This is a genomic window from Neobacillus sp. (assembly GCF_031988165.1).
In the GTDB taxonomy this organism is placed as follows: Bacteria; Bacillota; Bacilli; order Bacillales; family Cytobacillaceae; genus Neobacillus; species Neobacillus rhizosphaerae.
The window spans coordinates 40729-65585 of record NZ_DALZYO010000019.1; the positions used below are offsets into that span (position 1 = coordinate 40729).

The 24857-nt window shown below is 40.0% G+C and carries 20 protein-coding genes; 19 read left to right on the top strand and 1 reads right to left on the bottom strand.

The genetic code is table 11. The features are described 5' to 3' along the window. Window positions 1–226: 226 nt before the first annotated feature. The gene (locus RTR43_RS13085) at window positions 227–1354 is read right to left on the bottom strand and encodes a GIY-YIG nuclease family protein (protein ID WP_396954572.1); all 1128 of its coding nucleotides are present in this window, start codon (window positions 1352–1354) and stop codon (window positions 227–229) included. Window positions 1355–1568: 214 nt separating this feature from the next. Here RTR43_RS13085 and RTR43_RS13090 point away from each other — a divergent pair, with 214 nt between their 5' ends. From RTR43_RS13090 to argH, 19 genes are all read left to right on the top strand, one after another. Beyond that, complete coding sequence (locus RTR43_RS13090; RefSeq protein WP_312472500.1) at window positions 1569–2192, top strand: GyrI-like domain-containing protein; 624 nt, start codon at window positions 1569–1571, stop codon at window positions 2190–2192. Between the two features lie 149 nt (window positions 2193–2341). Next, window positions 2342–3106, top strand: coding sequence for a MerR family transcriptional regulator (locus tag RTR43_RS13095; protein ID WP_312472501.1), 765 nt, complete (start codon window positions 2342–2344; stop codon window positions 3104–3106). A 289-nt stretch (window positions 3107–3395) separates the two neighbouring features. After that, window positions 3396–5012, top strand: a complete 1617-nt coding sequence (locus RTR43_RS13100; protein WP_312472502.1) for an acyl-CoA dehydrogenase family protein — start codon at window positions 3396–3398, stop codon at window positions 5010–5012. A 190-nt stretch (window positions 5013–5202) separates the two neighbouring features. After that, window positions 5203–6216, top strand: coding sequence for an ABC transporter ATP-binding protein (locus tag RTR43_RS13105; protein WP_312472503.1), 1014 nt, complete (start codon window positions 5203–5205; stop codon window positions 6214–6216). Next, window positions 6197–7165: an ABC transporter ATP-binding protein gene (locus RTR43_RS13110; protein WP_312472504.1), complete on the top strand. Its 969-nt coding sequence runs from the start codon at window positions 6197–6199 to the stop codon at window positions 7163–7165. Before RTR43_RS13105 ends, RTR43_RS13110 begins: the two co-directional genes overlap by 20 nt. A gap of 51 nt (window positions 7166–7216) precedes the next feature. Then, window positions 7217–8833 carry an ABC transporter substrate-binding protein gene (locus RTR43_RS13115; protein WP_312472505.1) on the top strand — a complete coding sequence of 539 codons (1617 nt, stop codon included), beginning with the start codon at window positions 7217–7219 and terminating at the stop codon, window positions 8831–8833. A gap of 204 nt (window positions 8834–9037) precedes the next feature. Next, window positions 9038–10045 carry an ABC transporter permease gene (locus RTR43_RS13120; protein ID WP_248735917.1) on the top strand — a complete coding sequence of 336 codons (1008 nt, stop codon included), beginning with the start codon at window positions 9038–9040 and terminating at the stop codon, window positions 10043–10045. A 14-nt stretch (window positions 10046–10059) separates the two neighbouring features. Then, the gene (gene nikC / locus RTR43_RS13125) at window positions 10060–10959 is read left to right on the top strand and encodes a nickel transporter permease (RefSeq protein ID WP_396954573.1); all 900 of its coding nucleotides are present in this window, start codon (window positions 10060–10062) and stop codon (window positions 10957–10959) included. Window positions 10960–11132: 173 nt separating this feature from the next. Further along, window positions 11133–11669: a shikimate kinase gene (locus tag RTR43_RS13130; RefSeq protein WP_396954574.1), complete on the top strand. Its 537-nt coding sequence runs from the start codon at window positions 11133–11135 to the stop codon at window positions 11667–11669. Between the two features lie 16 nt (window positions 11670–11685). Then, on the top strand, window positions 11686–12450 hold the full coding sequence (aroD, locus tag RTR43_RS13135; protein ID WP_312472506.1) for a type I 3-dehydroquinate dehydratase: 765 nt from the start codon (window positions 11686–11688) through the stop codon (window positions 12448–12450). Between the two features lie 486 nt (window positions 12451–12936). After that, entirely contained in the window at window positions 12937–13974 is a 1038-nt protein-coding gene (gene argC / locus RTR43_RS13140) for an N-acetyl-gamma-glutamyl-phosphate reductase (protein ID WP_312472507.1), read from the top strand. A gap of 72 nt (window positions 13975–14046) precedes the next feature. Further along, window positions 14047–15276, top strand: coding sequence for a bifunctional glutamate N-acetyltransferase/amino-acid acetyltransferase ArgJ (argJ, locus tag RTR43_RS13145; RefSeq protein WP_312472508.1), 1230 nt, complete (start codon window positions 14047–14049; stop codon window positions 15274–15276). A 13-nt stretch (window positions 15277–15289) separates the two neighbouring features. Continuing rightward, the gene (gene argB, locus RTR43_RS13150) at window positions 15290–16087 is read left to right on the top strand and encodes an acetylglutamate kinase (protein ID WP_312472509.1); all 798 of its coding nucleotides are present in this window, start codon (window positions 15290–15292) and stop codon (window positions 16085–16087) included. Beyond that, window positions 16087–17286, top strand: a complete 1200-nt coding sequence (locus tag RTR43_RS13155) for an acetylornithine transaminase (protein WP_312472510.1) — start codon at window positions 16087–16089, stop codon at window positions 17284–17286. The genes argB and RTR43_RS13155 overlap by 1 nt, the downstream gene beginning before the upstream one ends. A gap of 5 nt (window positions 17287–17291) precedes the next feature. Beyond that, window positions 17292–18368, top strand: a complete 1077-nt coding sequence (locus RTR43_RS13160) for a carbamoyl phosphate synthase small subunit (RefSeq protein ID WP_312472558.1) — start codon at window positions 17292–17294, stop codon at window positions 18366–18368. Next, complete coding sequence (carB, locus tag RTR43_RS13165; RefSeq protein WP_312472512.1) at window positions 18355–21591, top strand: carbamoyl-phosphate synthase (glutamine-hydrolyzing) large subunit; 3237 nt, start codon at window positions 18355–18357, stop codon at window positions 21589–21591. The genes RTR43_RS13160 and carB overlap by 14 nt, the downstream gene beginning before the upstream one ends. After that, window positions 21575–22552, top strand: a complete 978-nt coding sequence (argF, locus tag RTR43_RS13170; protein WP_312472513.1) for an ornithine carbamoyltransferase — start codon at window positions 21575–21577, stop codon at window positions 22550–22552. Before carB ends, argF begins: the two co-directional genes overlap by 17 nt. A gap of 81 nt (window positions 22553–22633) precedes the next feature. Next, window positions 22634–23845 (top strand): argininosuccinate synthase, encoded by a 1212-nt coding sequence (locus RTR43_RS13175; RefSeq protein WP_312472515.1) that lies wholly within the window; start codon window positions 22634–22636, stop codon window positions 23843–23845. Between the two features lie 63 nt (window positions 23846–23908). Next, on the top strand, window positions 23909–24857 hold a 949-nt coding region (gene argH, locus RTR43_RS13180), incomplete at its 3' end, for an argininosuccinate lyase (protein WP_312472516.1).

The window sequence follows — 24857 nt, forward strand, 5'->3', positions numbered from 1 at the left end:
ACTGGATTATGAAAAATTTCGAATATAGAAAAAAGTTTTTTTGAAATAGTAAATGAATTCTAAGTAAATTGAATTTTCCGTTCTTAATAGATAAACTCATTAAAAAAGTAGTATTAGTGATGAGCAGAAAAAAGCTTCACCCTCCACCGTTAATTAAGGCATAAAAGCCCTCATTGTCAATAAACAATTAAGGGCTTTGTAGAGGAAACTATTTAATAAGTCACTATTAAACTATCGGAGTGGTTTTATTTGCTGCCGTTACTTTCGATTTGGCTATCATCTTAACTAAAATATCTGACAAGGCTTCAGCTAGTTTAGGATTGTTGACCGTCTTAATCCATTTTTCAGGAATAATCTTATAACAGCAATTGCTGCTTTTTAAATAACTGTAGATAATCTGTGCTTCATCTATATCATCTTTGCTAATTTCAAAGGATGTGGGATGTGCCTCGTTCGTAAAATAGGTGACCGTATTCAATTTTATCATCTCAACCAGTTGTTTTAAATTTGAGCCCGCTAATTCATATTTTTTGCTAAATAGAACTTGGTTCCCTTTAATCAGAAATAGTTTAATTGAGTGGCCAGTTAACGGTTCAAGGACGGCAATATTTTTATTGGCTTCAGTGAATCCAATAATTTGCTCTTTTTTGATAAGGAAGTTTATCGCATCGAGAAAATCTCTATGCTTTGCTGCAGTTTCAAAATCAAAATTCTCAGCAGCAAGTGCCATGGTTTGCTTCATTTCTACAAGTATGTTCGTGTTAGTGCCTGTTAATAAAGCGATGATTTTGTTCATTATAGTATTGTACTCTGTCACAGCGTTGGGAGAGCCGGTGCACCTACCGATACACAATCCTAAAGAATAGTTCAAACATGGTGTGTTCTTATTACAAGGGCTGCTGCAGTTTATTTTATAGAATTCTTTGATGCCTTGAATGGCTTTTTCCACTGTATGTTTACTGGTAAACGGACCGAAAGAAAGATAGCCGTCCTTTTCAGGACTATTGGTCATTTCTAATCTGCGATTGTTATCATCCTTATGAATTAGGATATAAGTGTACGATTGTGGATTTTTCATTTTTTTATTAAATAATGGTTTTATTTCCTGTATTAATTTACATTCCAGTAAAAAGGCTTCAAATTCAGTATCAGTGAGAATTAATTCAAAATCCTTTATGTTGGCTTTAAGCTTTTTAATCTTCTCTGAATGTGCGTTTGAGTTTTGAAAGTAGGAACGAACTCTGTTTTTTAGATTTTTGGCTTTCCCCACATAAATGATTCTTGCTGAAGAATCTTTCATTAGATAAACTCCTGCGGATGAGGGGAGATTTTTTACCTTGTCTTTTAAATTCATAGGAATTCTTCCCTTCCCATACTTTAAATCGCTATCATTTTACCACAAGTATGGAATCTGCTAAACAATGTTTTTATTTCAAATTAGATAAAAAGAGGTATAATCTGGTATTCATTATATGAGCAGGTTATGGAGATAGACAAAATAATAGTCGTATTGGCATCAAGTCATGTGTGATATGATAATTGTATATCCAGAAAAAGGAGAATTTACTATGGGCGAAAAAGTAGATTATAAGAAAACTTATAAACACATTTATCTTCCAAAAACGACACCTACTATTATTGATGTGCCTAAGATGCCATATTTAATGATTAGTGGTAAAGGAGATCCAAATGGGGAAGCGTTTGCTGAGGCTACTGGAGCTTTATACAGTTTGAGTTATGCGGTGAAAATGTCCTATAAAAGTAAGTTTGTCCCTGATGGATACTATGAATATACAGTGTTTCCGCTCGAGGGAGTTTGGGACTTAATTGATAAGTCAAAACCTACCAGTGATAAGGAGAATTACCAATACACCATTATGATTCGACAGCCCAACTTTCTAACAGATGAATTATTTGCGAAATTTTTAGAGCTGACGAAAAAGAAAAAGCCAAACCCCTTACTCGAAAAGGTTAGCTTCAATGAATTAACAGATGGGTTATGTTGCCAAATGCTGCACATAGGGAGTTTTGATGGAGAACCAGAAAGTTTTGCGAAGATGAAGTCCTTTTGTGAAATAAACGGATATAATCGGACTAGCGAAACTCATCGTGAAATCTACCTATCCGATCCCCGAAAGACAGAGGCAGCAAAGCTAAAGACAGTTTTAAGATTCTCTGTTCAAAAACGATAAAATTCAAAATCAGAAATGGTGCCTGACAATGCAAATGGATATTTGTGGTGTCAGGCACTTTTATGCTTGTCTTTTGAAAAAATAGGCATAATAGTGATTGACATTGACGTTGCGTAAAGGTGTATCGTAAGTTTTGAGGAGGTGAATGGATGGAATATACAGTGCAAAAGCTAGGTAGTTTAGCAGGGGTGAGCACCAGAACACTTCGGTATTATGATGAAATTGGTATTCTTAAGCCGGCAAGAACCAATTCGTCAGGATACCGCATCTACGGGCAGAAGGAGGTTGACAGGCTACAGCAAATCCTTTTTTATCGTGAATTAGGTGTAAGTTTAGAAAGCATAAAGGATATTGTCACTGCCCCTTCCTTCGACGGTGCTGCCGCACTTAGAGGACATCGCGAAAAACTCCTTGAAAAAAAAGAGCAACTAGAATTATTAATTGCCAATGTGGATAAAACAATTGCGTTAACAGAAGGGAGAATGAACATGTCAAATAAAGAAAAGTTTGATGGCTTTAAGAAAAAAATGATTGATGATAATGAGAAAAAGTATGGAAAAGAGATCCGTGAAAAGTATGGCAATGATACGGTTAATAAATCAAATGCCAAACTCAAAAATATGACTCAAGAGCAATATAATGAAGTGACGGCTTTGGAGGTACAATTAAAACTAACCTTAGCAGAAGCCTTTAAAACGGGTGATCCTGCAGGAGAATTAGCCCAAAAAGTCGCTGACCTTCATAAGCAATGGTTAACCTACTATTGGAACGAATACAGTAAGGAAGCTCATGCTGGTCTTGCGCAAATGTATGTCGATGATGAAAGATTCACAGCTTACTACGATAAAGAGCAGCCAGGTACGGCAGAATTCTTAAGAGATGCGATTGAAATATATACTGGTTTAAAAAAATAGGCTCTTTTCTAAGAAATTGTTGCTTTTATTGAGGTAAAATCATTTGATATGACGATCGAAAACAGAAGAAAAGTTCAATCAGATTGGAAATTCTAAACCAATTTTGCGGTGCTCCACCCTTTTTCATCCAACCCCTGTAATTAGGCTGCAGTCAGTCTAACAGGGGTTTTTTTATGTGAATTTACTCCTTGTGACAATTATGTTAATTGATTGTTATTCCGTAATATTCCATTTATAATTATACTGAAAATTAAGAATTATTAAATTAAAAAAAGGAGTGATTATTTCAATGAACATAGCTTCTCAGGTAACAGAAACTAAGGGGGAAAATACCTATTCCTTTGATGAATTCCTGGCAAAACGGGACAGCCTAGATTGGTACAAGAATGAACCGTTTTTGCAAAAAGCAGTGAAGAAATTTACCAGCTCTCAGTATGAACAAATACATGAAAAAATTCTATCCTTTTCACCAATAGTATCGGCAAAATGGAACCAGTTGGCTGAACGGATTGCCAGGCCTGAAGTCCGGCCCTATATGCTCCACTTTGATGCTTTCAATCACCGGATAGATCGAATTGTCCGGCCAATGGAGGTACATCAGTTAGAAGGAGAAGTATTCGGCGAGGGACTTTTTTCTAGCAAAATGGCCCCTTGGGAAAGCTTTGTCAAACGAATGTTAACCCATCAAATTGGTGAGGGCGGAGTAACATGCCCTTTAACATGTACCCATGGATTAATTGCTCTCCTCGATCAATTTCCAAATGATGAAATCCCTGAACTTTATGACATCTTGCAACATACAAAAGAAGGAATAGACGGAGAATTTGCCATTGGCGCTCAGTTTATGTCTGAAATTCAAGGTGGCTCTGATTTGCCGGCGAATCTATTGGAAGCGGTTCCGTACGGGAAAGCCTATCGCCTTTATGGGAATAAGTTTTTCTGTTCTGCGGCACATGCGGATTATTCTGTGGTAACGGCGAAAATTTCTGGAACAGACAAAGTGTCCACATTTATTGTTCCTGCCTGGCTGCCGGGTGATAAAGAGAAGGAAAAACGAAATGGTTACCAAATGAACCGGATTAAATGGAAGCTTGGTACTGCCGAACTGCCAACAGCTGAAATTCAATATAACGGAGCACTTGCCTACCCAATTGGTCCAAAGGAAAAAGGGATAGCCGTCGCTGTTGGTATTGTCCTTACCTTATCACGCCTGGAAATCGGAATTGCCTGCTCTGGCTTTATGCTGCGAGCAGCACGAGAAGCGAAGCTTTACAGCGATTTTCGGACTGTATTTGGAAAAAAAGTGAGCGATTATCCTCTGGCCGCTAGTAAGCTGAAACGCATCCAAAATGCAGCAGAGCGGACAACCGCAGGTGCCTTTAAAATTTACGATTTATTTTTACGATTGGAGAAACCGCTCAATCCGGGAATTAAATCAGAGCAGCCTTTAGAAGTTCGGAAACAGTTGTTTAATTTAAGGGAGCTTGTGTTATTACAAAAAATTTGCGCCACCAATGAGGGAGCTGAAATATTACGTGAGGCGATTTCGATGTTTGCAGGACACGGGGTGATGGAGGAGTTTTCTTCTTTGCCGCGAATCTTCCGTGATGTTGTTGTTAACGAACAATGGGAAGGCCCACGGAACCTGCTGTTAACCCAAATTTATCGTGATCTTCAAAGAGTGTCTGATTGGTATTCTCCAGTAGAATTTGTCAGTAGCGTCTTGGAGGGCTCACCTCAGGAACAAATAAAGCAATTTTCTGAGCAACTAGAAGATTTACTGCAGAGACCGGTTCTCGGCGATGTAAATGACGTATCGATCGATGCAGCTGCCGAATGGGACGCTTTTTGTGATTCCTTCTTTAAAACATATCAGCAAATCGCAGTAGCAGAAATAAACCAATAAATAGAAAAAACTTGTGTTGGTGCCTGACACCCTTCGCGTTCATGTTAAGGGTGTCATGTATTTTTTAAATTTTTTTACTATTATGCTAAATTGCGACAAATTCTTACAAGTGTTGTATGTCATAATAGTCGTAATCTTCATAATAATATAATATTAGTTTTTTACTAGAATAGTAAAAGTAGGTGTATGTATGAGCAATGAACCTATTCTGCGAATAAGTGAATTAAAGGTTTCGTTTCAATCGGGTAAGAAGTTTTTACCAGCAGTTGATGGAATTAGCTTTGAACTAAACGAAGGGGAGATCCTTGGAATTGTTGGGGAGTCCGGCAGTGGTAAGAGTGTTACTTCCTTAGCGACCATGGGATTAATTCCTTCACCGCCAGGCAAAATTGAGAACGGTGAAATTATTTTTGAAGGAAAAGACTTAAAAAACATCTCCGAAAAAGAGTGGCGAAAAATCCGTGGGAATCAAATATCAATGATTTTTCAGGAGCCAATGACTTCACTGAACCCGTTATTTACGATTGGCAATCAGTTGATGGAAGCGATTCGATTACATACTGATCTTTCTAAGGCACAAGCAAAAGTGCGGAGCCTCGAATTATTAAAGTTGGTTGGGATTCCAAGATCCGAAGGAATACTTAAAGAGCTCCCCCACCAGTTATCAGGCGGAATGCGGCAGCGGGTTATGATTGCGATGGCAATGGCATGCAATCCTCGAGTTCTAATTGCAGACGAGCCCACAACGGCTCTCGATGTCACGATTCAGGCACAAATCCTCGCTCTAATGAAAAATTTGAACCAGAAAACAAACACGTCGATTATCCTGATTACCCATGATTTAGGGGTTGTAGCGGAAATCTGTGAACGAGTGATTGTTATGTATTCTGGTCAAATCGTTGAGCATGGCGAGGTTAGGAAAATCTTAAAGGATCCACAGCATCCTTATACCAAGGGCCTGTTGAAGTCGGTTCCTGATTTAAGAGGAAAAAAGGACCGTCTTTATAGTATTCCCGGAACTGTCCCGGCACCGGGAACCATTCGAAACGGCTGTCGGTTCGCTGAAAGGTGCTCCGAGGTTTTCGGGAAATGTAGAGAAGAATCTCCTGAATTATATAAATCGGAAAAAGACGGACATGAAGTACGCTGTTTCCTACATACATTGAAGGAGGGGAGTAATCATCATGTCGGAATTCCTTCTTGAGGTAAACGGATTGAAAAAATACTTTCCAATCACTGGTGGCATTTTTGGTAGGAAACAAGGTGAAGTAAAAGCGGTTGATGATGTTTCTTTTTACGTCAAAAAAGGGGAAACCTTAGGAATCGTCGGTGAAAGCGGTTGTGGTAAATCAACGACGGGAAGACTGCTAATAAGGTTAATTGAAGCAAGTGATGGAACCATTATTTTTGAAGATAAAGAGATTACCAGTTTGTCAAAGTCAGAATTAAGAAAAACACGCCGCGACATTCAAATGGTGTTCCAGGACCCATATGCATCATTAAACCCAAGGCATTCCGTTGAACAAATATTAGAGGAGCCACTGATTGTTCATGGAATCGGAACTCCGGAAGAACGCCGGAAGCAGGTAAAAGAAATGCTTGAGGTGGTGGGCCTGTGCAGCTACCATGCGAAGCGGTATCCGCACCAATTCAGTGGCGGGCAGCGCCAGCGGATTGGGATTGCCAAAGCATTAATGACGAAACCAAAACTGATTATTGCGGATGAACCGGTATCGGCACTCGATGTTTCGATTCAAGCACAGGTTCTCAACTTAATGAAGGATATTCAAAGGGAATTCCAGCTTACGTACATATTTATCGCTCATGATTTAGGTGTCGTCCGCCATATCAGCGATCGTGTGGGTGTGATGTATTTAGGCAGATTAATAGAATTAGCAGAAAGCGAAGAGCTTTATGAAAATCCCAAGCATCCGTACACCCAAGCACTCCTTTCTGCTGTACCGGTACCAGATCCGGATGTTAAGAGAGAAACGATATTAATTAAAGGTGAGCTGCCAAGCCCAGCCAATCCACCAACAGGTTGTGCATTTCATACGAGATGCTCACATGTTATGGAAATATGCCAAACAACTAGACCAAAGGAACACAATCTTAACGGTCATTTTGCTGCATGTCACTTATATAACGAGTGAGGTAGCGGCATTGATGATAAAAAAAATAAAAACAGGGGGTAAGAAAAGCCAATGAAAAAAAGGTCTATACTAGTGCTGTTGATTTCTATACTAGCCATCAGCATGTTTTTAGCTGGCTGTAACAGTAAGACGAATAATGAAACTGATGGCAAAAAAGATCCTGGCACTAGCAATGGTTCTAAAAAGGATACACTTGTCTATGGCCGCGGCGGGGATTCCACATCCCTCGATCCGATCACAACAACTGAAGGAGAAGCTTTCAAAGTAACAATAAACATTTTTGAAAACTTGTTAGTTTATGGAGATAAGGATACATCAATAAAGCCAGGACTTGCTGAAAAGTGGGAAACCTCAGATGATGGTTTGACGTACACATTTCATCTTCGTAAAGGTGTAAAATTCCATGACGGAACTGATTTCAACGCAGATGCCGTTGTCTTCAACTTCGACCGCTGGATGAACGGGAATGAAGAAAAATTCCCTTATTATACGATGTTTGGCGGTTATAAGAAAGATGAAGGCCACGTCATTAAAGAGGTTAAGGCTGTGGATCCAAATACAGTGCAGTTTATATTAAAAAGACCTCAAGCACCATTCCTTAAAAACATAGCGATGTCTCCATTTGGAATGGCCAGTCCGACGGCAGTTAAAAAATGGGGTGATGATTTTAGAAGCCACCCAGTTGGAACAGGGCCATTCAAATTCGTTGAATGGAAACAAAAAGATCGAATTGCTATCGAAAAAAATCCAGACTACTGGCAAAAAGGCTTACCAAAGTTAAACAAAATTATTTTCCGTGTTATTCCTGAAAATACAGCCCGTCTTAATGCCCTTGCAAATGGAGAGATTGATGTAATGGATGGACTTAATAACTCGGATGAAGCAACCGTTTTAGCTAACGACAAATTGCAAATCATTGAACGTCCATCTATGAACGTTGGTTATATTGGTTTAACAAACACTCATAAGCCATTAGATAATAAGCTTGTTCGTCAAGCGATTAACTACGCAATCGATAAGAAAGCGATTATTAACGCGTTTTATGGCGGTAAGGCACTAGCAGCCAAGAACCCTATGCCTCCTTCGATTGAAGGCTATAATGATGCCATTCAAGAGTATCCGTTTGATTTAGAAAAAGCGAAAGCATTATTAAAAGAAGCAGGACTTGAGAAGGGCTTTGAAATGGACCTATGGGCAATGCCAGTAGCACGTCCATACATGCCGGAAGCGCAAAAAGTGGCAGAGGTTATTCAGGATAGCTTGGGTAAAATTGGGATTAAAGCAAAAATCCAATCTGTTGACTGGGCCACTTATTTAGAAAAAGCAAGAAAAGGTGAGTTTGACGCCTTCATGCTTGGCTGGACAGGAGACAATGGAGACCCTGATAACTTCCTTTATACACTATTAGACAAGGACAGTATTGGAAGTAATAACTATGCTTATTACAGCAATGATGAGCTCCATAAGATCTTGATTGAGGCACAGACAGAAACGGAGCAATCAAAGCGTAATGAACTTTACAAGAAAGCCCAGGAAATTATTCATGAAGATGCTCCATGGGTACCACTTGTTCACTCTACACCGTTGTTAGCGGCAGCGAAGGATCTTCAAAACTACTTGCCGCATCCTACCGGTTCCGAGTGTTTAAGCAATGTCGAATTTAAATAATAACTTGAAAAAGGGGAGGGAGCATTGCCTCCCCTTTTGATTAATCAAAGAATACTCCTGAATAAAATTGTCTAGCTATAGCGCCAAGCTTCTCTTTGATCTAAGCTAATCACTTTGGAAGGCAAAGAACGCCGTCTGTAAGTGCTCGTCTTATGATTGTTGGGGCTGAACCAGGCGCTTCGGCTATTCGGTGAGGTGAATAACTTGTTAACTTATACGGTCCGCCGTGTGTTTTCTTTAATTCCAGTATTAATAGGAATGACGCTCGTTGTTTTTGCTATTATCCATGCAATCCCAGGAAATCCTGCACAAGTAATCCTTGGACAAAGAGCCACTGCCGAATCGATTGCGAATTTAACAAAGGAATTGGGTTTGGACAGGCCGTGGTACATACAATATTTTGATTATATTAAATCATTACTTCAAGGGGATTTAGGGATTTCTCTACAAACTAGAGGTCCCATTAACGAGGAAATTTGGCCCTATTTGGCAGCAACCGCAGAATTGACAATAGTGGCTATGGTCATTGCGATTACTGTTGGAGTCAATGCAGGCATTATTAGTGCCTGGTTTTCTAAATCATGGTTTGATTATGTGGCAATGGTACTTGCGCTTATTGGGGTCTCGATGCCCATCTTTTGGCTTGGTCTGATGGAGCAATGGGGGTTTTCAATAGAATTAGGCTGGCTGCCAACTACTGGAAGAGAGAATGTCAGAGATCCGATTTCAGCGATTACGAATATTTATTTACTTGATACACTGATTCAAGGAAGATTTGATCAATTTGGTACCGTTTTAAAGCATTTAATCCTTCCAAGCTTTGCGCTTGCCACCATTCCGATGGCGATTATCGCAAGAATGACCCGTGCGACAATGCTAGAAGTTATGAAGTCAGATTACATTCGTACAGCTAGAGCAAAGGGACTTAGAATGTTTTGGGTGGTGTACAAGCACTCCCTAAAAAATGCGATTATCCCAGTTCTTACCGTTATCGGATTACAGACAGGACTGCTATTGGGAGGAGCTATCTTAACAGAAACTATCTTTGGCTGGCCGGGAATTGGCAGATATTTATATGACGCTATCGGTTATCGCGATTACCCAGTTATTCAGTCAGGTATCTTGATCATTGCAGCCATCTTTGTATTCATTAATTTAGTTGTTGATTTATTATATGTCTTTGTTGATCCGAGAATTAAATATACAAAATAAAGGAGGAATCAGGAGTGGCTGAACTTGCACAAAATACGGCAGACATCTCGATGATACCTGCCGAAGAAAAGCTGATATCTCCGTGGAAGGAGAACTGGCAATCATTTTATACAAATAAATTAGCCGTCATTGGCTTAGGAATCGTTATCTTTTTTATCATTATCGCCATCATCGCCCCCTGGGTAGCCCCATATAGCTATAAAGACGTGGTATTGGTCGATCGGATGCAGGCACCATCTAGTAAGCATTGGTTCGGTACAGATGATTTTGGCAGAGATATTTTTTCGCGCGTTTTATATGGAGCAAGAATTTCTTTATGGGTTGGATTTTTCTCAGTACTAGGGTCAGTTGTCATTGGAACCTTCCTTGGAATTGTGGCTGGATACTATGGCCGTTGGGTAGATACAATCATTTCACGTTTCTTTGATATCATGCTTGCGTTTCCAAGTATCCTGTTGGCGATTGCCGTTGTTTCCGTTTTAGGTCCATCATTGCAAAATGCATTAATTGCGATTGCTGTTATTAATATACCTAATTTCGGCCGGCTGATAAGATCGAAAGTTTTAAGTGTTAAACAAGAGGAATATATCATGGCAGCCCGTGCTGTTGGAATGAAGGATGCCCGAATCCTCCTTAGGCATATTTTACCTAACAGCGTGTCGCCGGTAATTGTTCAGGCAACGTTGGCGATTGCAACAGCCATCATCGAGGCAGCTGCCTTAGGTTTCCTGGGATTAGGTGCCCAGCCTCCAATGCCAGAGTGGGGGAAAATGCTTGCTGATTCAAGAAATTACATCACACAGGCCCCGTGGACACTGTTTTTTCCAGGGATGGCGATTATGCTGACAGTGCTGGGATTTAACTTAATGGGAGATGGCCTAAGGGATGTGCTAGATCCGAAGATGAAACAATAAAGAAGAGACTCAACTTGAGTCTCTTCTTTACTGCCCTATTAATTGCTTTCGAAAAAAAATAGGGAAGTTATGTTGCTTGGGTTGGATTAATAGATTATGTGGATTATAATTATTTCAACTTAAAATGCTCCGGTTTTCTGGAATTTTTTATCCTTTAGGGGGATTTAATCATTGTGAATAGCTTAGAAGGCACTTTAAAAGAAAAGAATATTATTTTTATAGGTTTTATGGGTGTGGGTAAAAGTACGATTGGAAAGCTTGTTGCTCAAAAACTGCAATGGGATTTTGTTGATATTGATGAAGAAATTGAAAAGGAATATGAAATGAAGGTTTCAGAAATTTTTAATAAGATAGGTGAAGTTTCTTTTAGGGAAAAGGAAAAGACTGTTATCACCAGTTTATGTGAACAACATCGTAGAGTTTTATCTTTGGGCGGAGGAGCCTTTTTACAAGAAGAAATCAGAAAGGTATGTTTATCTAGCAGTATGGTTATTTTGTTAGATTTATCCTTTGAAAATTGGCAGAAGCGGGTTAGTCGAATTATAGATAGCCGCCCTGTCCTGCAAGGAAAGTCAATCGAAGAAATGAAAGAGCTTTTTGATAAAAGGCAGGAGTTTTATTCTAATCATCATTTGAAGATTGTTACTGATAACAAAAATGCAGAAGAGATTGCGAATCAAATTGTAAACGAATTAGCTACTTTAATGTAATAGAGAAGGTGCAGTTATGAAAAAAACAGTATCCGTTAGAGGAATTACGATCGGTGAAGGTTCTCCGAAAATCTGTGTGCCGATGGTGGGGGAAACGCTTGAGCAATTAAAGGAAGAAGCTGCATATTTAAAAACACTAGACGTAGATATTGTTGAGTGGCGTGTTGACTTTTTCGAACATGTGATTGATATTTCCAAAGTTAAAGACGCTCTTATCAGAATCCGGGCGATCTTATCTGAAACACCCCTTATCTTTACCTTCCGCAGTGCCAAAGAAGGTGGCGAAAAGGAAATCAGCCCAGTTTTCTATGTCGAATTAAACAAAGCTATTGTGGAAACTGGTTTGGTAGATATCATTGATGTTGAATTATTTAATGATGAAAATCATATCAAAACATTAATTGAAACAGCTCATGTAAACAACGTGTTTGTCATCATCTCCAATCATGACTTTGACAAAACACCAGCAAAAGAAGAAATTGTTTCTCGGCTGCGCAAAGCGCAGAAAATGGGCGGAGACATACCAAAAATAGCGGTAATGCCAAATTGTTCTGCAGATGTATTGACATTACTGGAGGCAACAAATACGATGTCTGAACAGTATGCCGATCGGCCGATTATTACCATGTCCATGAGTGGTAAAGGGGTAGTCAGCCGGATAGCAGGTGAAATCTTTGGTTCAGCACTGACTTTTGGCTCGGCAAAGAAATCATCAGCACCTGGTCAAATAGATGTAACGGAATTACGAAGGGTTTTAAACCTTTTACAATCAAATTTATAAACAAAAAAGCACTCGTCTGAGTGCTTCAGATTGTCGAGAAAGGGTATATTTCTCGGCAATTTTTTAATAATGGATTGGCCCTGCTAACTGGCCTGTTGATTTCCGCTCCGGGCACTCGCTTTCCGTGGGGAGGTCCGGGAGCCTCCCAATCGCAGTACGGATATATTTAAGTGAAGGAACAATTAGGAACTATACAACAGGACTGCTTGAAAAATTAAAGGCTGCGCGATCGAACGCAGTTAGCGATTTATTATTTGAAGAATTTTTGATAGGTTAGGAGTAACGATGCAGAAAACCATAGAGGGGTTTTCTGCATCTTTTTTATACATAAATATTGCATAATATCGCAATGTGTTTTGTAAGCGTTTTCAATCATTTTAGTGATTATTTTATATAAAATCGGAAAATTAGGTTATTTTTCAATTGAATAATTATATATATGAATGTATAATAATTCATTATGAAAGCAACATGGGAGTTGAAAAAATGAAAGCTGCGATTATTGGTGGAACAGGATATGGTTCAATTGAGTTAATAAGGTTTATCAATAAGCACCCCAATTTAGAAGTGGGCGCTGTTGTCTCTAACTCCCAAGCTGGAGCTGGTTTTAGTGAGATTTATCCGCATCTATCAAACATTGTTGATCAACCGCTTGAAACATTCAATGCCGATCGACTAGCTGAGGAAAATGAAATTGTATTCTTGGCCACACCCTCAGGAGTAAGCAGCCGTCTTGTTCCTCCACTATTGGATAGGGGTATTAAGTGTATTGATTTATCCGGGGATTTTCGATTAAGGTCAGCAGATGAATATGAATCATGGTATAAACATTCACCTGCAGATGAGAAATATTTAAAACAAGCAACCTATGGATTGAGTGAAATTTATCCTGAAAAAATAAAAACATCTAGCTTAATTGCCAATCCAGGATGCTATTCAACGGCATCTATTCTTGGACTTTTACCAATCTTAAAAACAAATTTAGCAGAATATGAGTCAATTGTTATTGATGCAAAATCGGGGGTGTCTGGCTCAGGGAGAGGACTTTCATTAACGAATCATTTTGCTGAAATCAATGAAAATCTAAAAGCCTATAAACTCGGTGCACATCAGCATATTCCAGAAATTGAGCAGATTTTATCTGATGAAAGCGGCGCACCAATCAAGATTTCTTTCACTACACACTTGGTACCGATGAATAGAGGAATTATGTGTTCGATATATGTGAAGCTAAAAGAAACTGTTACGACAAATGAAGTTCATCAAATATACAGTGAATTTTATAAAATTAACCCATTTATACGAATCAGACCTGAAGGAAATGTTCCATCTACAAAAGAGGTACTCGGAAGCAACTACTGTGATATCGGCTTGCATGTAGACCAAAGAACAAACCGCTTGACAATCATTTCCGTCATCGACAATTTGGTTAAAGGTGCTGCAGGGCAGGCCATTCAAAACGTAAATCTTCAAAATGGCTGGGATGAACGGACAGGGCTTATCGACATTCCATTATATCCTTAAAAAGATGGCTAAATTGATAGGTTACGAATGGGATGAATACGGACAAAAGGATTTTAAAGGGGGAAAACAAAATTGACGCAAGCAATATCAAGTAAAGAAGTCGTTATTCTTGAAGAAGGAAGTGTCACCTTACCACTAGGGTTTAAAGCAGGTGGTATGCATTGCGGAATTAAAAGAAAAAAATTAGACCTGGGGTATATTGTATCTGATGTTCCAGCCATAGCTGCTGGAGTGTATACAACAAATATCTTTCAAGCTGCCCCACTTTTAGTTACCCAAGAAAGCATCGCCAAAGAAAATAAGATTCAGGCAATCCTCGTGAATTCTGGAAACGCTAATGCTTGCACAGGGGAGCAAGGATTAAACGATGCATTTGAAATGCAAAAGGAATTTGCCAGTGAACTTGGAATCCAAAGTCATTTGGTCGGAGTTACCTCAACAGGAGTTATTGGAGAGTTGCTTCCCATGGGAAAAATCAAAACAGGGATTAAACAAATCCTCATGAATGAATATGAAAATGAGGAAAACTTCAAAAATTCGATCTTAACAACAGATACTTGCATGAAGCAAATTGCCGTGCAAGTAAAAATAGACGGAAAAACAGTAAGTATCGGTGGAACAGCAAAGGGATCCGGAATGATTCATCCCAACATGGCTACCATGCTTGGCTTTGTTACAACAGATGCCAATGTTGCTCACGATGACCTGCTTTATGCACTCAAAGACGTTACCAACCAAACATTTAATATGATTACCGTCGATGGGGACACAAGTACTAACGATATGGTTTTAGTTATGGCTAATGGCTTAGTGGCGAATAATCAACTGACAAAAGAACATCCGGACTGGGGGTTGTTTGTAGACGGTTTAAAAATAGTTTGTGAGTCGCTTGCCAAAAAAATTGCAAGAGACGGTGAAGGGGCTACAAAGCTAATCGAAGTTCAGGTTAACGGAGCATATAGTCAGAATGAAGCTAGAGCAGTGGGGAAATCAATCATTTCTTCTAATCTTGTAAAAACAGCCATTTACGGAACAGATCCAAACTGGGGCAGAATCGTTACAGCGGCAGGGTACAGTGGAGTTCCAATTGAGCCTAGCTTGCTCGACGTTTCATTAGGCCAATATAAGGTATTCGAAAAAGGATTGCCTTGTCCGATTGTCGAGGGACAAGTCAAAGAGTACCTACAACAAGAAAATATCAAAATACTAGTTGAATTAAACCAAGGGGATTACCATGCAACCGCCTGGGGCTGCGATTTAACCTATGATTATGTCAAAATCAATGCATCTTACCGCACTTAAGGGGGGCAAAAGGATGAAATTTCTTGTCATTAAGTGCGGCGGAAGTGTGTTAGAAAATCTGCCAAAATCCTTTTATGAAGATATCGTGAAAATGTATAAGGCTGGTGAATGGATGCCGGTAATCGTACATGGAGGCGGACCATTAATTAATCAATTATTAAATAGCTTAAATGTTGAAACCACATTTGTGAATGGTCTTAGAGTAACAAATCATGAAGTTTTAGATATAGTCGAAATGGTCTTAAGCGGAATGGTTAATAAACAGGTTGTCAGAAACATTGTTGAAGTAGAAGGTAAAGCCATTGGGGTTAGCGGTGTTGATGGTACTTTACTAAAAGCAAAACCGAGCAGTGACTCAAAAATATTAGGTTTTGTCGGAGAAGTTGTTGATGTGAATCAAAGTGTTATTGTGGGAATCATCAATCAAGGTTATATTCCTGTCATATCCCCAATTGGGGTTGATGCAAGTGGGCAACGGTACAATATAAACGGTGATATTGCTGCCTCTGCTATTGCTAAGGCGTTGGAAGCAAATTTATGTTTTGTTAGTGATATTCCCGGAATCTTAGTAGAAAAAGACGGTACGAAAACGAAAATCGATCAAGTATCTAAGGCCATTATTGAAGAGATGATTCATAATCAAACAATCTTTGGTGGAATGATACCAAAAGTTAAGGCAGCAATTGATGGCCTCGTTCACAATATTCCTGAAGTTGCGATTATTAACGGATTTGAGAAGAATAGCTTGATAGATTATACAAACGGCAAAAAAATCGGTACAAAAATTGTCTTAGAAGAGGAGATAGCGTGATGGTGAACAATACTTCCGTTTTTCAGATGTCGCCTGTTATGGCAACTTATAGCCGCTTTCCGATCACGCTGGTGAAGGGAAAAGGAAGTTACATTTGGGATGATCAAGGGAACCAATTTCTAGATTTTACATCTGGTATTGCCACCTGTAATTTAGGGCATGTACCGGAAGCTGTAAAAGAAAAACTAGAAGAGCAGCTTCAGAACCTGTGGCACTGCTCAAACCTTTACGACATTCCCAATCAACAGGAGCTGGCTGCCTTACTTGTTGAAAATAGCTGTGGCGACCAAGTGTTTTTTTGTAACAGCGGGGCAGAAGCTAACGAAGCAGCTATCAAGCTTGCGAGAAGATATGCAAATCATGTAAAGGGTAACGGCTCATCCGAAGTAGTCACCTTTCAACAATCGTTTCATGGAAGAACATTAGCGACCTTATCTGCAACCGGGCAGGAAAAAATTCAGCAAGGCTTTTATCCACTTATGCCTGGATTCAGATACCTACCATTTAACGACATCGATGGACTCGATGAACTTAAAACAATCAAGCCTGCAGCGGTCCTCCTAGAGCTTGTTCAGGGCGAAGGCGGAGTCATTCCAGCGAACCCAAAATGGGTGGAAAAGCTAGCCCAAATTTGCAAGGACAATGAAATCCTGCTGATGGTTGATGAAATCCAAACAGGTATTGGCAGAACAGGCACGCTCTTTGCCTATGAACAATATGCAATCGAACCGGATGTAATCAGTATTGCTAAAGGTCTCGGCTCCGGTTTTCCAATAGGTGCGATGATTGCTAAAGAAGAAGCAGCAAAGGGGTTTGAACCAGGCACCCACGGCAGCACGTTTGGCGGAAACCCATTAGCTACAGCAGCCGGGCAGGCAACCATTACTTATATACTCGAAAGCAACTTAGTCGATCATGTGAAAGAAGCGTCAGCTTACCTCGACCTTCAGCTCCAAAGCCTGAAGGAAAAGTACCCATTTATTAAAGAAATTCGCGGTAAAGGGCTGCTTAAAGGAGTGGTTGTCGAAACTGATGCACTTAAAATAGTCAAAAAGGCACTAAAAAACAAACTACTTATTTTAACAGCGGGTCCGAAAGTCGTTCGGATATTACCGCCGCTTACAGTGACTAATGAAGAAATTAACGAATTTAAAGATAAATTGGATAAGACATTCCAAAGTATAGAGAAAGGCGAGTGAGAATGTTGAAACATGGTTATCTTACTTTGGAATCGGGAGAAGTATTCGATGGTGTATTAATTGGTGCGGAAAAAGATTCACTCGGTGAAGTCGTTTTTAATACAAGTATGACCGGTTACCAAGAAATCATTACCGACCCTTCCTACGCCGGACAAATCATAACTTTTTGCTATCCGATTATCGGAAGCTACGGAATCAATGCTCTGGATGATGAAAGTATTACACCAGCATTAGCTGGAGTAGTAATTGGTGACCTATGTGAAACACCGAGCCATTATCAATCCATCTCCAAGTTTTCAGAAAAACTAAAGCAAGCTAGTGTTCCTGGGATCGCGGGCGTGGATACAAGACGCCTAGTAAAAACCATTCGCAGCAGAGGGACAGTCAAAGGATACTTAAGCAATACAAAGAGCTTAAACTATTCCACAACAGAAATACCGTCCTTTTGGGTAGAAAAAGTATCAACCAAGAAGACACAATTTTTCAACAACAGAGGACCGCATGTCGTGTTAATTGATTTTGGCTATAAAAAGTCGATTCTCAATGCTCTTTTAGAAGAAAACTGTTCGGTCACCCTTGTGCCTTATAATACTTCTTTTGAAAAAATAAAAGCCTTAAACCCGGATGGTGTTCTTCTTAGTAATGGACCTGGTGACCCGATGGAGTTGAAGAAGTGGTTCCCGGATATCAAAAAAATTTCTCAGCACTACCCAACGCTTGGAATCTGCCTTGGGCATCAGTTAATCGCACTAGCCTATGGGGCAAAAACTGAAAAGCTCTCATACGGGCATCGCGGCGGTAATCATCCAGTTAAAGAAATAATAACCGGTAAAGTGAAAATAACTGCACAAAATCATGGATATGTCGTCGTTGACGAGAGCATTGACACCAATGTATTCGCTGTAACCTACCGTAATGTCAATGATAAATCGATTGAGGGATTAAAGCATCAAATCTATCCGATCCAAACCGTGCAATTTCATCCGGAAGCCCATCCAGGACCGAACGATACAGAGTATATTTTAACAGATTTCGTAAGTCAGATAGCTTCATTGGGAGAGACAGTGTATGCCGTTAAATGAAAAATTAACCAAAGTACTAGTGATTGGCTCAGGTCCGATTGTGATTGGGCAAGCTGCGGAATTTGATTATGCAGGAACACAGGCGTGTATCGCTCTTAAAGAAGAGGGAATCGAAGTTATTTTAATCAATAATAACCCTGCAACCATTATGACAGATGAAGCCATTGCCGATAAGGTTTATATCGAACCGCTAACCGTTGCAACAATTGAAAAAATTATTCAGAAAGAAAAGCCTGATGGTGTAATTGGTACGCTGGGTGGGCAAACGGGCTTGAATTTAACGGTTCAGCTTTATGAACAGAATATTTTAGAAAAATACAATGTAGAATTGTTAGGAACCTCCGTCGAATCTATCAAAAACGGAGAAGACCGGGAGAAGTTCCGCAATTTGATGCTTAAAATCGGTGAACCGATACCAGAATCAGCGACTATTCATAGCTTTGAAGACGGGGCAGCCTTTGTAAAGGAAATCGGTTTTCCGGTTATCATTCGTCCTGCCTATACGCTGGGAGGGGACGGCGGCGGATTCGCGCATGACGCTGAAGAACTAGAAACCGTCCTGAAAAAAGGCTTAGCAGCGAGTCCCATCCATCAAGTATTAGTCGAAAAAAGCATAAAAGGCTGGAAGGAAATTGAATATGAGGTCATGAGGGATGCAAATGATACGTGCATTATTGTTTGCAACATGGAAAACATGGACCCAGTTGGTGTGCATACCGGCGATTCCATTGTCGTTGCTCCGTCGCAAACCTTGACGGATGTCCAATATCAAATGCTCCGTGACGTTTCGATAAAGGTTATCAAAGAATTAGAGATTATTGGCGGCTGCAACATTCAGTTCGCCCTGCATCCGGAATCAAACCAGTATTACATCATTGAAGTAAACCCGCGAGTAAGCCGTTCGTCGGCACTTGCTTCAAAAGCAACTGGTTATCCCATCGCAAGAATGGCAGCAAAGTGTGCAATTGGCTACCACTTAGATGAGATTGTGAATCCTATAACAGGTAATACCTTTGCTTCGTTTGAACCGGCGATTGATTATATAGTGGTTAAACTACCGCGCTTTCCTTTTGACAAGTTCCCTGAGGCAGACCGAACTTTGGGAACACAAATGAAAGCAACTGGTGAAGTCATGTCGATTGACCGAACATTTGAAGGTGCTCTAAACAAGGCGATTCGGTCGATGGAAATGAATGTTTACGGTCTATGCCTTGAGGTAAATAAATCATTAAATGAGACATCCTTGGTTGAACTTCTGGATACAGCAAATGACAGACGGCTATTCGTTATTGCTGAAGCATTTAGAAGAGGGATTCCTCTTGAGAAACTTCAACAGCTGACTGAAATTGATCCATGGTTTTTATACAAAATTAATTCAATCGTTGCATTAGAAATGGAATTATCGTCCTATAGCTGGGAGGATGTTCCTTTACCATTGTTGAAAGAAGCAAAACGAAAAAATATTGCCGATAAGTTATTATCACAAATTTACAATATCCCAGAAAAACTTGTAAGAACTAAGTGGAAAGAACTCAATTGGAAACCAGGCTATAAAATGGTTGACACCTGCTCGGCAGAATTTGATGCCGTGACACCTTACTATTATTCTACTTGGCATGGGGTTGACGAAGTAGAAATTACCAATAAGAAAAAAATTCTTGTCATTGGTTCAGGACCGATTCGAATCGGCCAAGGGATTGAATTCGATTACTGCTCAGTCCATGCCGCAAAAGCAATTAAGAAAAAGGGCTATGAGGCCGTGGTGATGAATAACAACCCTGAGACAGTAAGTACTGATTATTCAATTGCGGATCGCCTCTATTTTGAACCGTTATCTGCCGAGGATGTCCTTCATGTGATTGAAAAAGAGCAGGTTGAAGGGGTATTAATTCAATTTGGCGGGCAAACAGCCATCAATTTAGCTCATGAATTAGAGAATGAAGGAGTTAAGATTTTTGGCACTTCCGTGGACAATGTCGACCGTCTGGAGGATCGCAAAGAATTTTATCAGCTTCTAGAAGTTTTAGACATTCCCCATATTGAAGGGAAAACTGTATCCCATGTGGATGAATTAGCCACAGCTGCAGCTGAATTAGGCTACCCGGTTCTTGTGAGACCTTCTTACGTCATTGGTGGTCAATCGATGTTTACGATTTTTTCAGAAAGGGATCTACAAAGTTATCTCATACAGCTTGAAAAGAACTCAAATGCTAAAATGTGGCCGTTATTAGTAGATAAATATTTACCTGGACTAGAATGCGAGATTGATGTGATAAGTGACGGGAGCACTATTGTTGTCCCAGGAATCTTTGAACATATTGAAAAAGCAGGCGTACACTCCGGTGACAGTATTTCGGTCTTTCCGCCCATTTCCATATCAGATAAAATCAAGGAAACATTACTTGGATATGCAAGCGAAATTGCTAAAACAGCACCCATTATTGGCATGATGAATATTCAATTTGTTATATATGAGAACCAGGTTTACGTTCTGGAGGTAAACCCTCGTTCATCGAGAACGGTGCCAATCATTAGTAAAGTCACGGGTGTTCCGATGATTGAATGGGCGGTATGTGTACAGTTAGGCGATTCCTTAACGGATTTGAGCCCGATAAAAGGATTACTGGCAGAACCAAATTATTTTTCCATAAAAGCACCGATTTTTTCATCAAGTAAGCTTAAGGGAGTCGACCATGTCCTTGGACCGGAAATGAAATCAACAGGTGAAGCGCTTGGAATCGGGTTAACTTACCAAGAAGCCTTTGATAAGGCGATTCCATCGATGAGTGAGCATACGGAAAAAACGTATATCTTTTGTTCCGTTGCAGATCGTGAAAAGCAAGAAAGTCTTCCAATCATCAAGAGCCTTATCAAGAATCGATTCAAGCTGGCTGCGACGGAAGGTACGGCTGATTTTTTAAAGAATAAAGGCATTCCTGTTGAAAAAGTAGTGAAGGACGAACAGGATGTTAATGATCTATTTCGGAATCACGCCATGAAGGCTGTGATAAATATTCCGAACCAAGGAAGGAACAAACTGAAATTTGGTTTTTACATTCGTGAACAAGCGATTCGTTATAAGGTCCCGGTGCTTACCCATTTAGATACGGTTAATGCCATCATTGGTTTGAGAAATAGTCCTATTTCTGATTATGAAGCACGGTCGGTACGCGAATATTACAATTTGGAAATGGAAGGTGTTGTTCATGTTAGAAGCATATAAATTGAAGGATATAAGTGATACTGAAAGCGTAATATTAAAGGGAAAAGATTTTTTACAGCTTGCCGATTTTAGCACAGAGGAAATTCTTTATCTGCTTGATGTGGCGCAGGAATTGAAGGCAAAGCAAAAGATGGGGAAACCGCATCCGTTCTTAAGCGGGAAGGTTTTAGGAATGATTTTTGAAAAATCTTCAACCCGTACAAGAGTATCGTTTGAGGTTGGAATGCTCCAGCTTGGGGGTCATGCGATTTTTCTAAGCTCGAAAGACCTGCAGCTTGGTAGGGGGGAAAGTATTTCTGATACCGCCAAAGTATTATCTCGTTATGTGGATGGCATCATGATTCGGACTTTTTCACACAAATCGGTTGAGGAGTTGGCAGAGCATGCAACTGTTCCGGTTATTAATGGATTAACTGACTTACACCATCCAACTCAAGTAATGGCAGACCTGCTGACCATCCTTGAACATAAAGGGAAATTGTCAGGCTTAAAGATGTGCTATTTAGGAGACGGAAATAACAATATGGCGCATTCATTAATGGAAGGCGCTGTGAAAACAGGAATGCATATTAGCATTGCCAGCCCGCTCGATTATTTGCCCGATGCAAAAATAACAGAGAAGGCAATGGAAGTGGGAAAACATACGGGAAGTATAGTAAAGGTGACAACCGATCCACAGGAAGCTGTTAAAGACGCGGATGTCATTGTTACAGATGTTTGGACCAGCATGGGCCAGGAGGAAGAAACCGAAAAGAGGCTCAAGGCGTTTGCATCCTATCAAGTAAATGAGGAATTATGTAAGCTTGCCAAAAAAGATTTTCTCTTTTTACATTGCCTACCGGCTCATCGCGGCGAAGAGGTATCTGCGGAAATTATTGATGGACCGAATTCGGCCGTATTTGATGAAGCAGAGAATCGCCTCCATGCCCAAAAAGCAATTTTAAAATTATTACTAGCATAATAGTATTTATTTTTTTGATTTTTGTTGTATAATAATTCTATCGGTTGAATAATAATGCAGATGAACATAAGGAGAATACAGATGACTAAAGAGAAAATTGTTTTAGCCTATTCAGGTGGCTTAGATACATCCGTATCTGTTAAATGGATTCAGGAAAAATATGGTTATGATGTAATTGCCTTAGGCCTTGATGTTGGTGAAGGTAAGGACTTAGAAGCCATTAAAAACAAGGCATTGAATGTCGGCGCCATCAAAGCAATTATGATTGATGGGAAAGAATTATTAGCCAAGGAGTATATTCTTCCAGCTTTGAAGGCTAATTGTTTATATGAAGGAAAGTACCCATTATCTTCTGCCCTTTCCAGACCGCTAATTTCAAAATTATTGGTCGAAGTCGCTGAAAAAGAGGGTGCTGCTGCTGTAGCTCATGGCTGTACAGGTAAAGGAAATGACCAAGTGCGCTTTGAAGTTTCGGTTCAGGCGTTAAATCCAAACTTAAAAGTAATCGCTCCAGTTCGTGAATGGGGCATGACCCGTGACGAAGAAATTTTGTATGCCCAGGAAAACGGGATTCCGATTCCCGTTGATTTAGATAATCCATTTTCGATTGATGCCAACATTTGGGGCCGTGCCTGCGAAGCTGGTGTTCTTGAAAATCCATGGGCAGAGGCGCCGGAAGCGGCATTTGATTGGACCAACCCGGTTGAATTAACACCAGATGTAGCAGAATATGTGGAAATTGATTTCGAGCAGGGGATTCCTGCCGCGCTTAATGGCGAACAGCTTCCCCTTGTTCAGCTAATTGAAACGTTAAATGATCTTGGCGGCAAGCACGGTGTTGGCCGTATTGACCACATTGAAAATAGATTAGTAGGAATTAAATCACGTGAAGTGTACGAGAACCCTGCAGCACTCATTTTAATCAACGCTCATAAGGAATTAGAATTTTTGACTTTACCTCGTGAGGTTACCCAGTTCAAAACACAGGTTGATCAGCAAATGGCAAAAATTATTTATGAAGGTCTTTGGTATTCTCCGTTAAAAACAGCCCTTGATGCCTTTATTGACGAAACGCAGAAGGTTGTTTCTGGAACAATCCGAGTCAAACTTCATAAAGGGAATCATACGGTTGTTGGCCGTAAGTCCCCTCACAGCCTTTACAATGAGGAATTAGCAACCTATGCAAAAGGAGATGCTTTTGATCATAATGCAGCGGTTGGTTTTATTAAACTTTGGGGTTTACCGACAAAGGTTTATTCAGAGGTTAATAAAACAGAAACGGTATTAAAATAATTCGGATTGCCCTCGAATCCTATTTCGAGGGTTATCTTCTTTATTTTTAAGGAGGAGCATGAAATGTCAAAGCTATGGGGCGGACGCTTTACAAAAGAAACGAACAAGCTCGTTGAAGAATTCACAGCTTCGATTTCTTTTGATCAAAAGCTAGCCAATGAAGATATCGATGGAAGCCTTGCCCATGTGCAAATGCTAGGGGAGTGCGCCATTATTCCGGTGGAGGATGCTGAGAAAATTAAGCGTGGACTACTCGAGATTAAAGAGATGGTTGATCGTGATGAGGTTGAATTTCTCGTTGAAGATGAAGATATTCATATGAATATCGAGAAGCTGTTAATTGAAAAAATTGGTCCTGTTGGTGGCAAGCTTCACACGGGCCGCAGCCGGAATGACCAAGTGGCAACGGATATGCATCTTTATTTACGAACAAAAACGACTGAACTGATAAAATTAATGGAAGATGTACAGCAGGCAATCATCAATCAGGCCCAGGAGAATATTGAAACGTTGATTCCCGGCTATACCCACCTGCAACGAGCACAGCCGGTTTCCTTTGCCCATCATTTAATGGCTTACTTTTGGATGTTTGAACGGGATAAAGAGAGATTGATCGATTCACTGAAACGGGTGAACTGGCTACCACTTGGTTCCGGAGCATTGGCAGGGACCACCTTTCCTATTAACCGCGAACGTGTTGCCGAGCTGTTAGGGTTTGAAACCATCTATCCAAACAGTATGGACGCTGTCAGCGATCGCGATTTCATCCTTGAATTTTTGTCGATTGGTTCAATTATCATGACCCATATTTCGCGATTATCTGAAGAATTGGTGATTTGGTCAAGCCAGGAATTTCAATTTGTGGAGTTGGATGATTCGTTTTGTACAGGATCAAGTATTATGCCACAAAAAAAGAACCCTGATGTTCCTGAGTTGCTAAGAGGGAAAACGGGGCGCACATACGGTAATTTAATTGGATTGTTAACCGTATTAAAAGGATTACCGCTCGCAT

Excerpts from the sequence above, each read along its gene's own strand:
- RTR43_RS13085 (WP_396954572.1), bottom strand. The coding sequence starts at position 1,354 with ATGAATTTAAAAGACAAGGTAAAAAATCTCCCCTCATCCGCAGGAGTT.
- RTR43_RS13090 (WP_312472500.1), top strand. The coding sequence starts at position 1,569 with ATGGGCGAAAAAGTAGATTATAAGAAAACTTATAAACACATTTATCTT.
- RTR43_RS13095 (WP_312472501.1), top strand. The coding sequence starts at position 2,342 with ATGGAATATACAGTGCAAAAGCTAGGTAGTTTAGCAGGGGTGAGCACC.
- RTR43_RS13100 (WP_312472502.1), top strand. The coding sequence starts at position 3,396 with ATGAACATAGCTTCTCAGGTAACAGAAACTAAGGGGGAAAATACCTAT.
- RTR43_RS13105 (WP_312472503.1), top strand. The coding sequence starts at position 5,203 with ATGAGCAATGAACCTATTCTGCGAATAAGTGAATTAAAGGTTTCGTTT.
- RTR43_RS13110 (WP_312472504.1), top strand. The coding sequence starts at position 6,197 with ATGTCGGAATTCCTTCTTGAGGTAAACGGATTGAAAAAATACTTTCCA.
- RTR43_RS13115 (WP_312472505.1), top strand. The coding sequence starts at position 7,217 with ATGAAAAAAAGGTCTATACTAGTGCTGTTGATTTCTATACTAGCCATC.
- aroD (WP_312472506.1), top strand. The coding sequence starts at position 11,686 with ATGAAAAAAACAGTATCCGTTAGAGGAATTACGATCGGTGAAGGTTCT.
- argC (WP_312472507.1), top strand. The coding sequence starts at position 12,937 with ATGAAAGCTGCGATTATTGGTGGAACAGGATATGGTTCAATTGAGTTA.
- argB (WP_312472509.1), top strand. The coding sequence starts at position 15,290 with ATGAAATTTCTTGTCATTAAGTGCGGCGGAAGTGTGTTAGAAAATCTG.
- RTR43_RS13155 (WP_312472510.1), top strand. The coding sequence starts at position 16,087 with ATGGTGAACAATACTTCCGTTTTTCAGATGTCGCCTGTTATGGCAACT.
- carB (WP_312472512.1), top strand. The coding sequence starts at position 18,355 with ATGCCGTTAAATGAAAAATTAACCAAAGTACTAGTGATTGGCTCAGGT.
- argF (WP_312472513.1), top strand. The coding sequence starts at position 21,575 with ATGTTAGAAGCATATAAATTGAAGGATATAAGTGATACTGAAAGCGTA.
- RTR43_RS13175 (WP_312472515.1), top strand. The coding sequence starts at position 22,634 with ATGACTAAAGAGAAAATTGTTTTAGCCTATTCAGGTGGCTTAGATACA.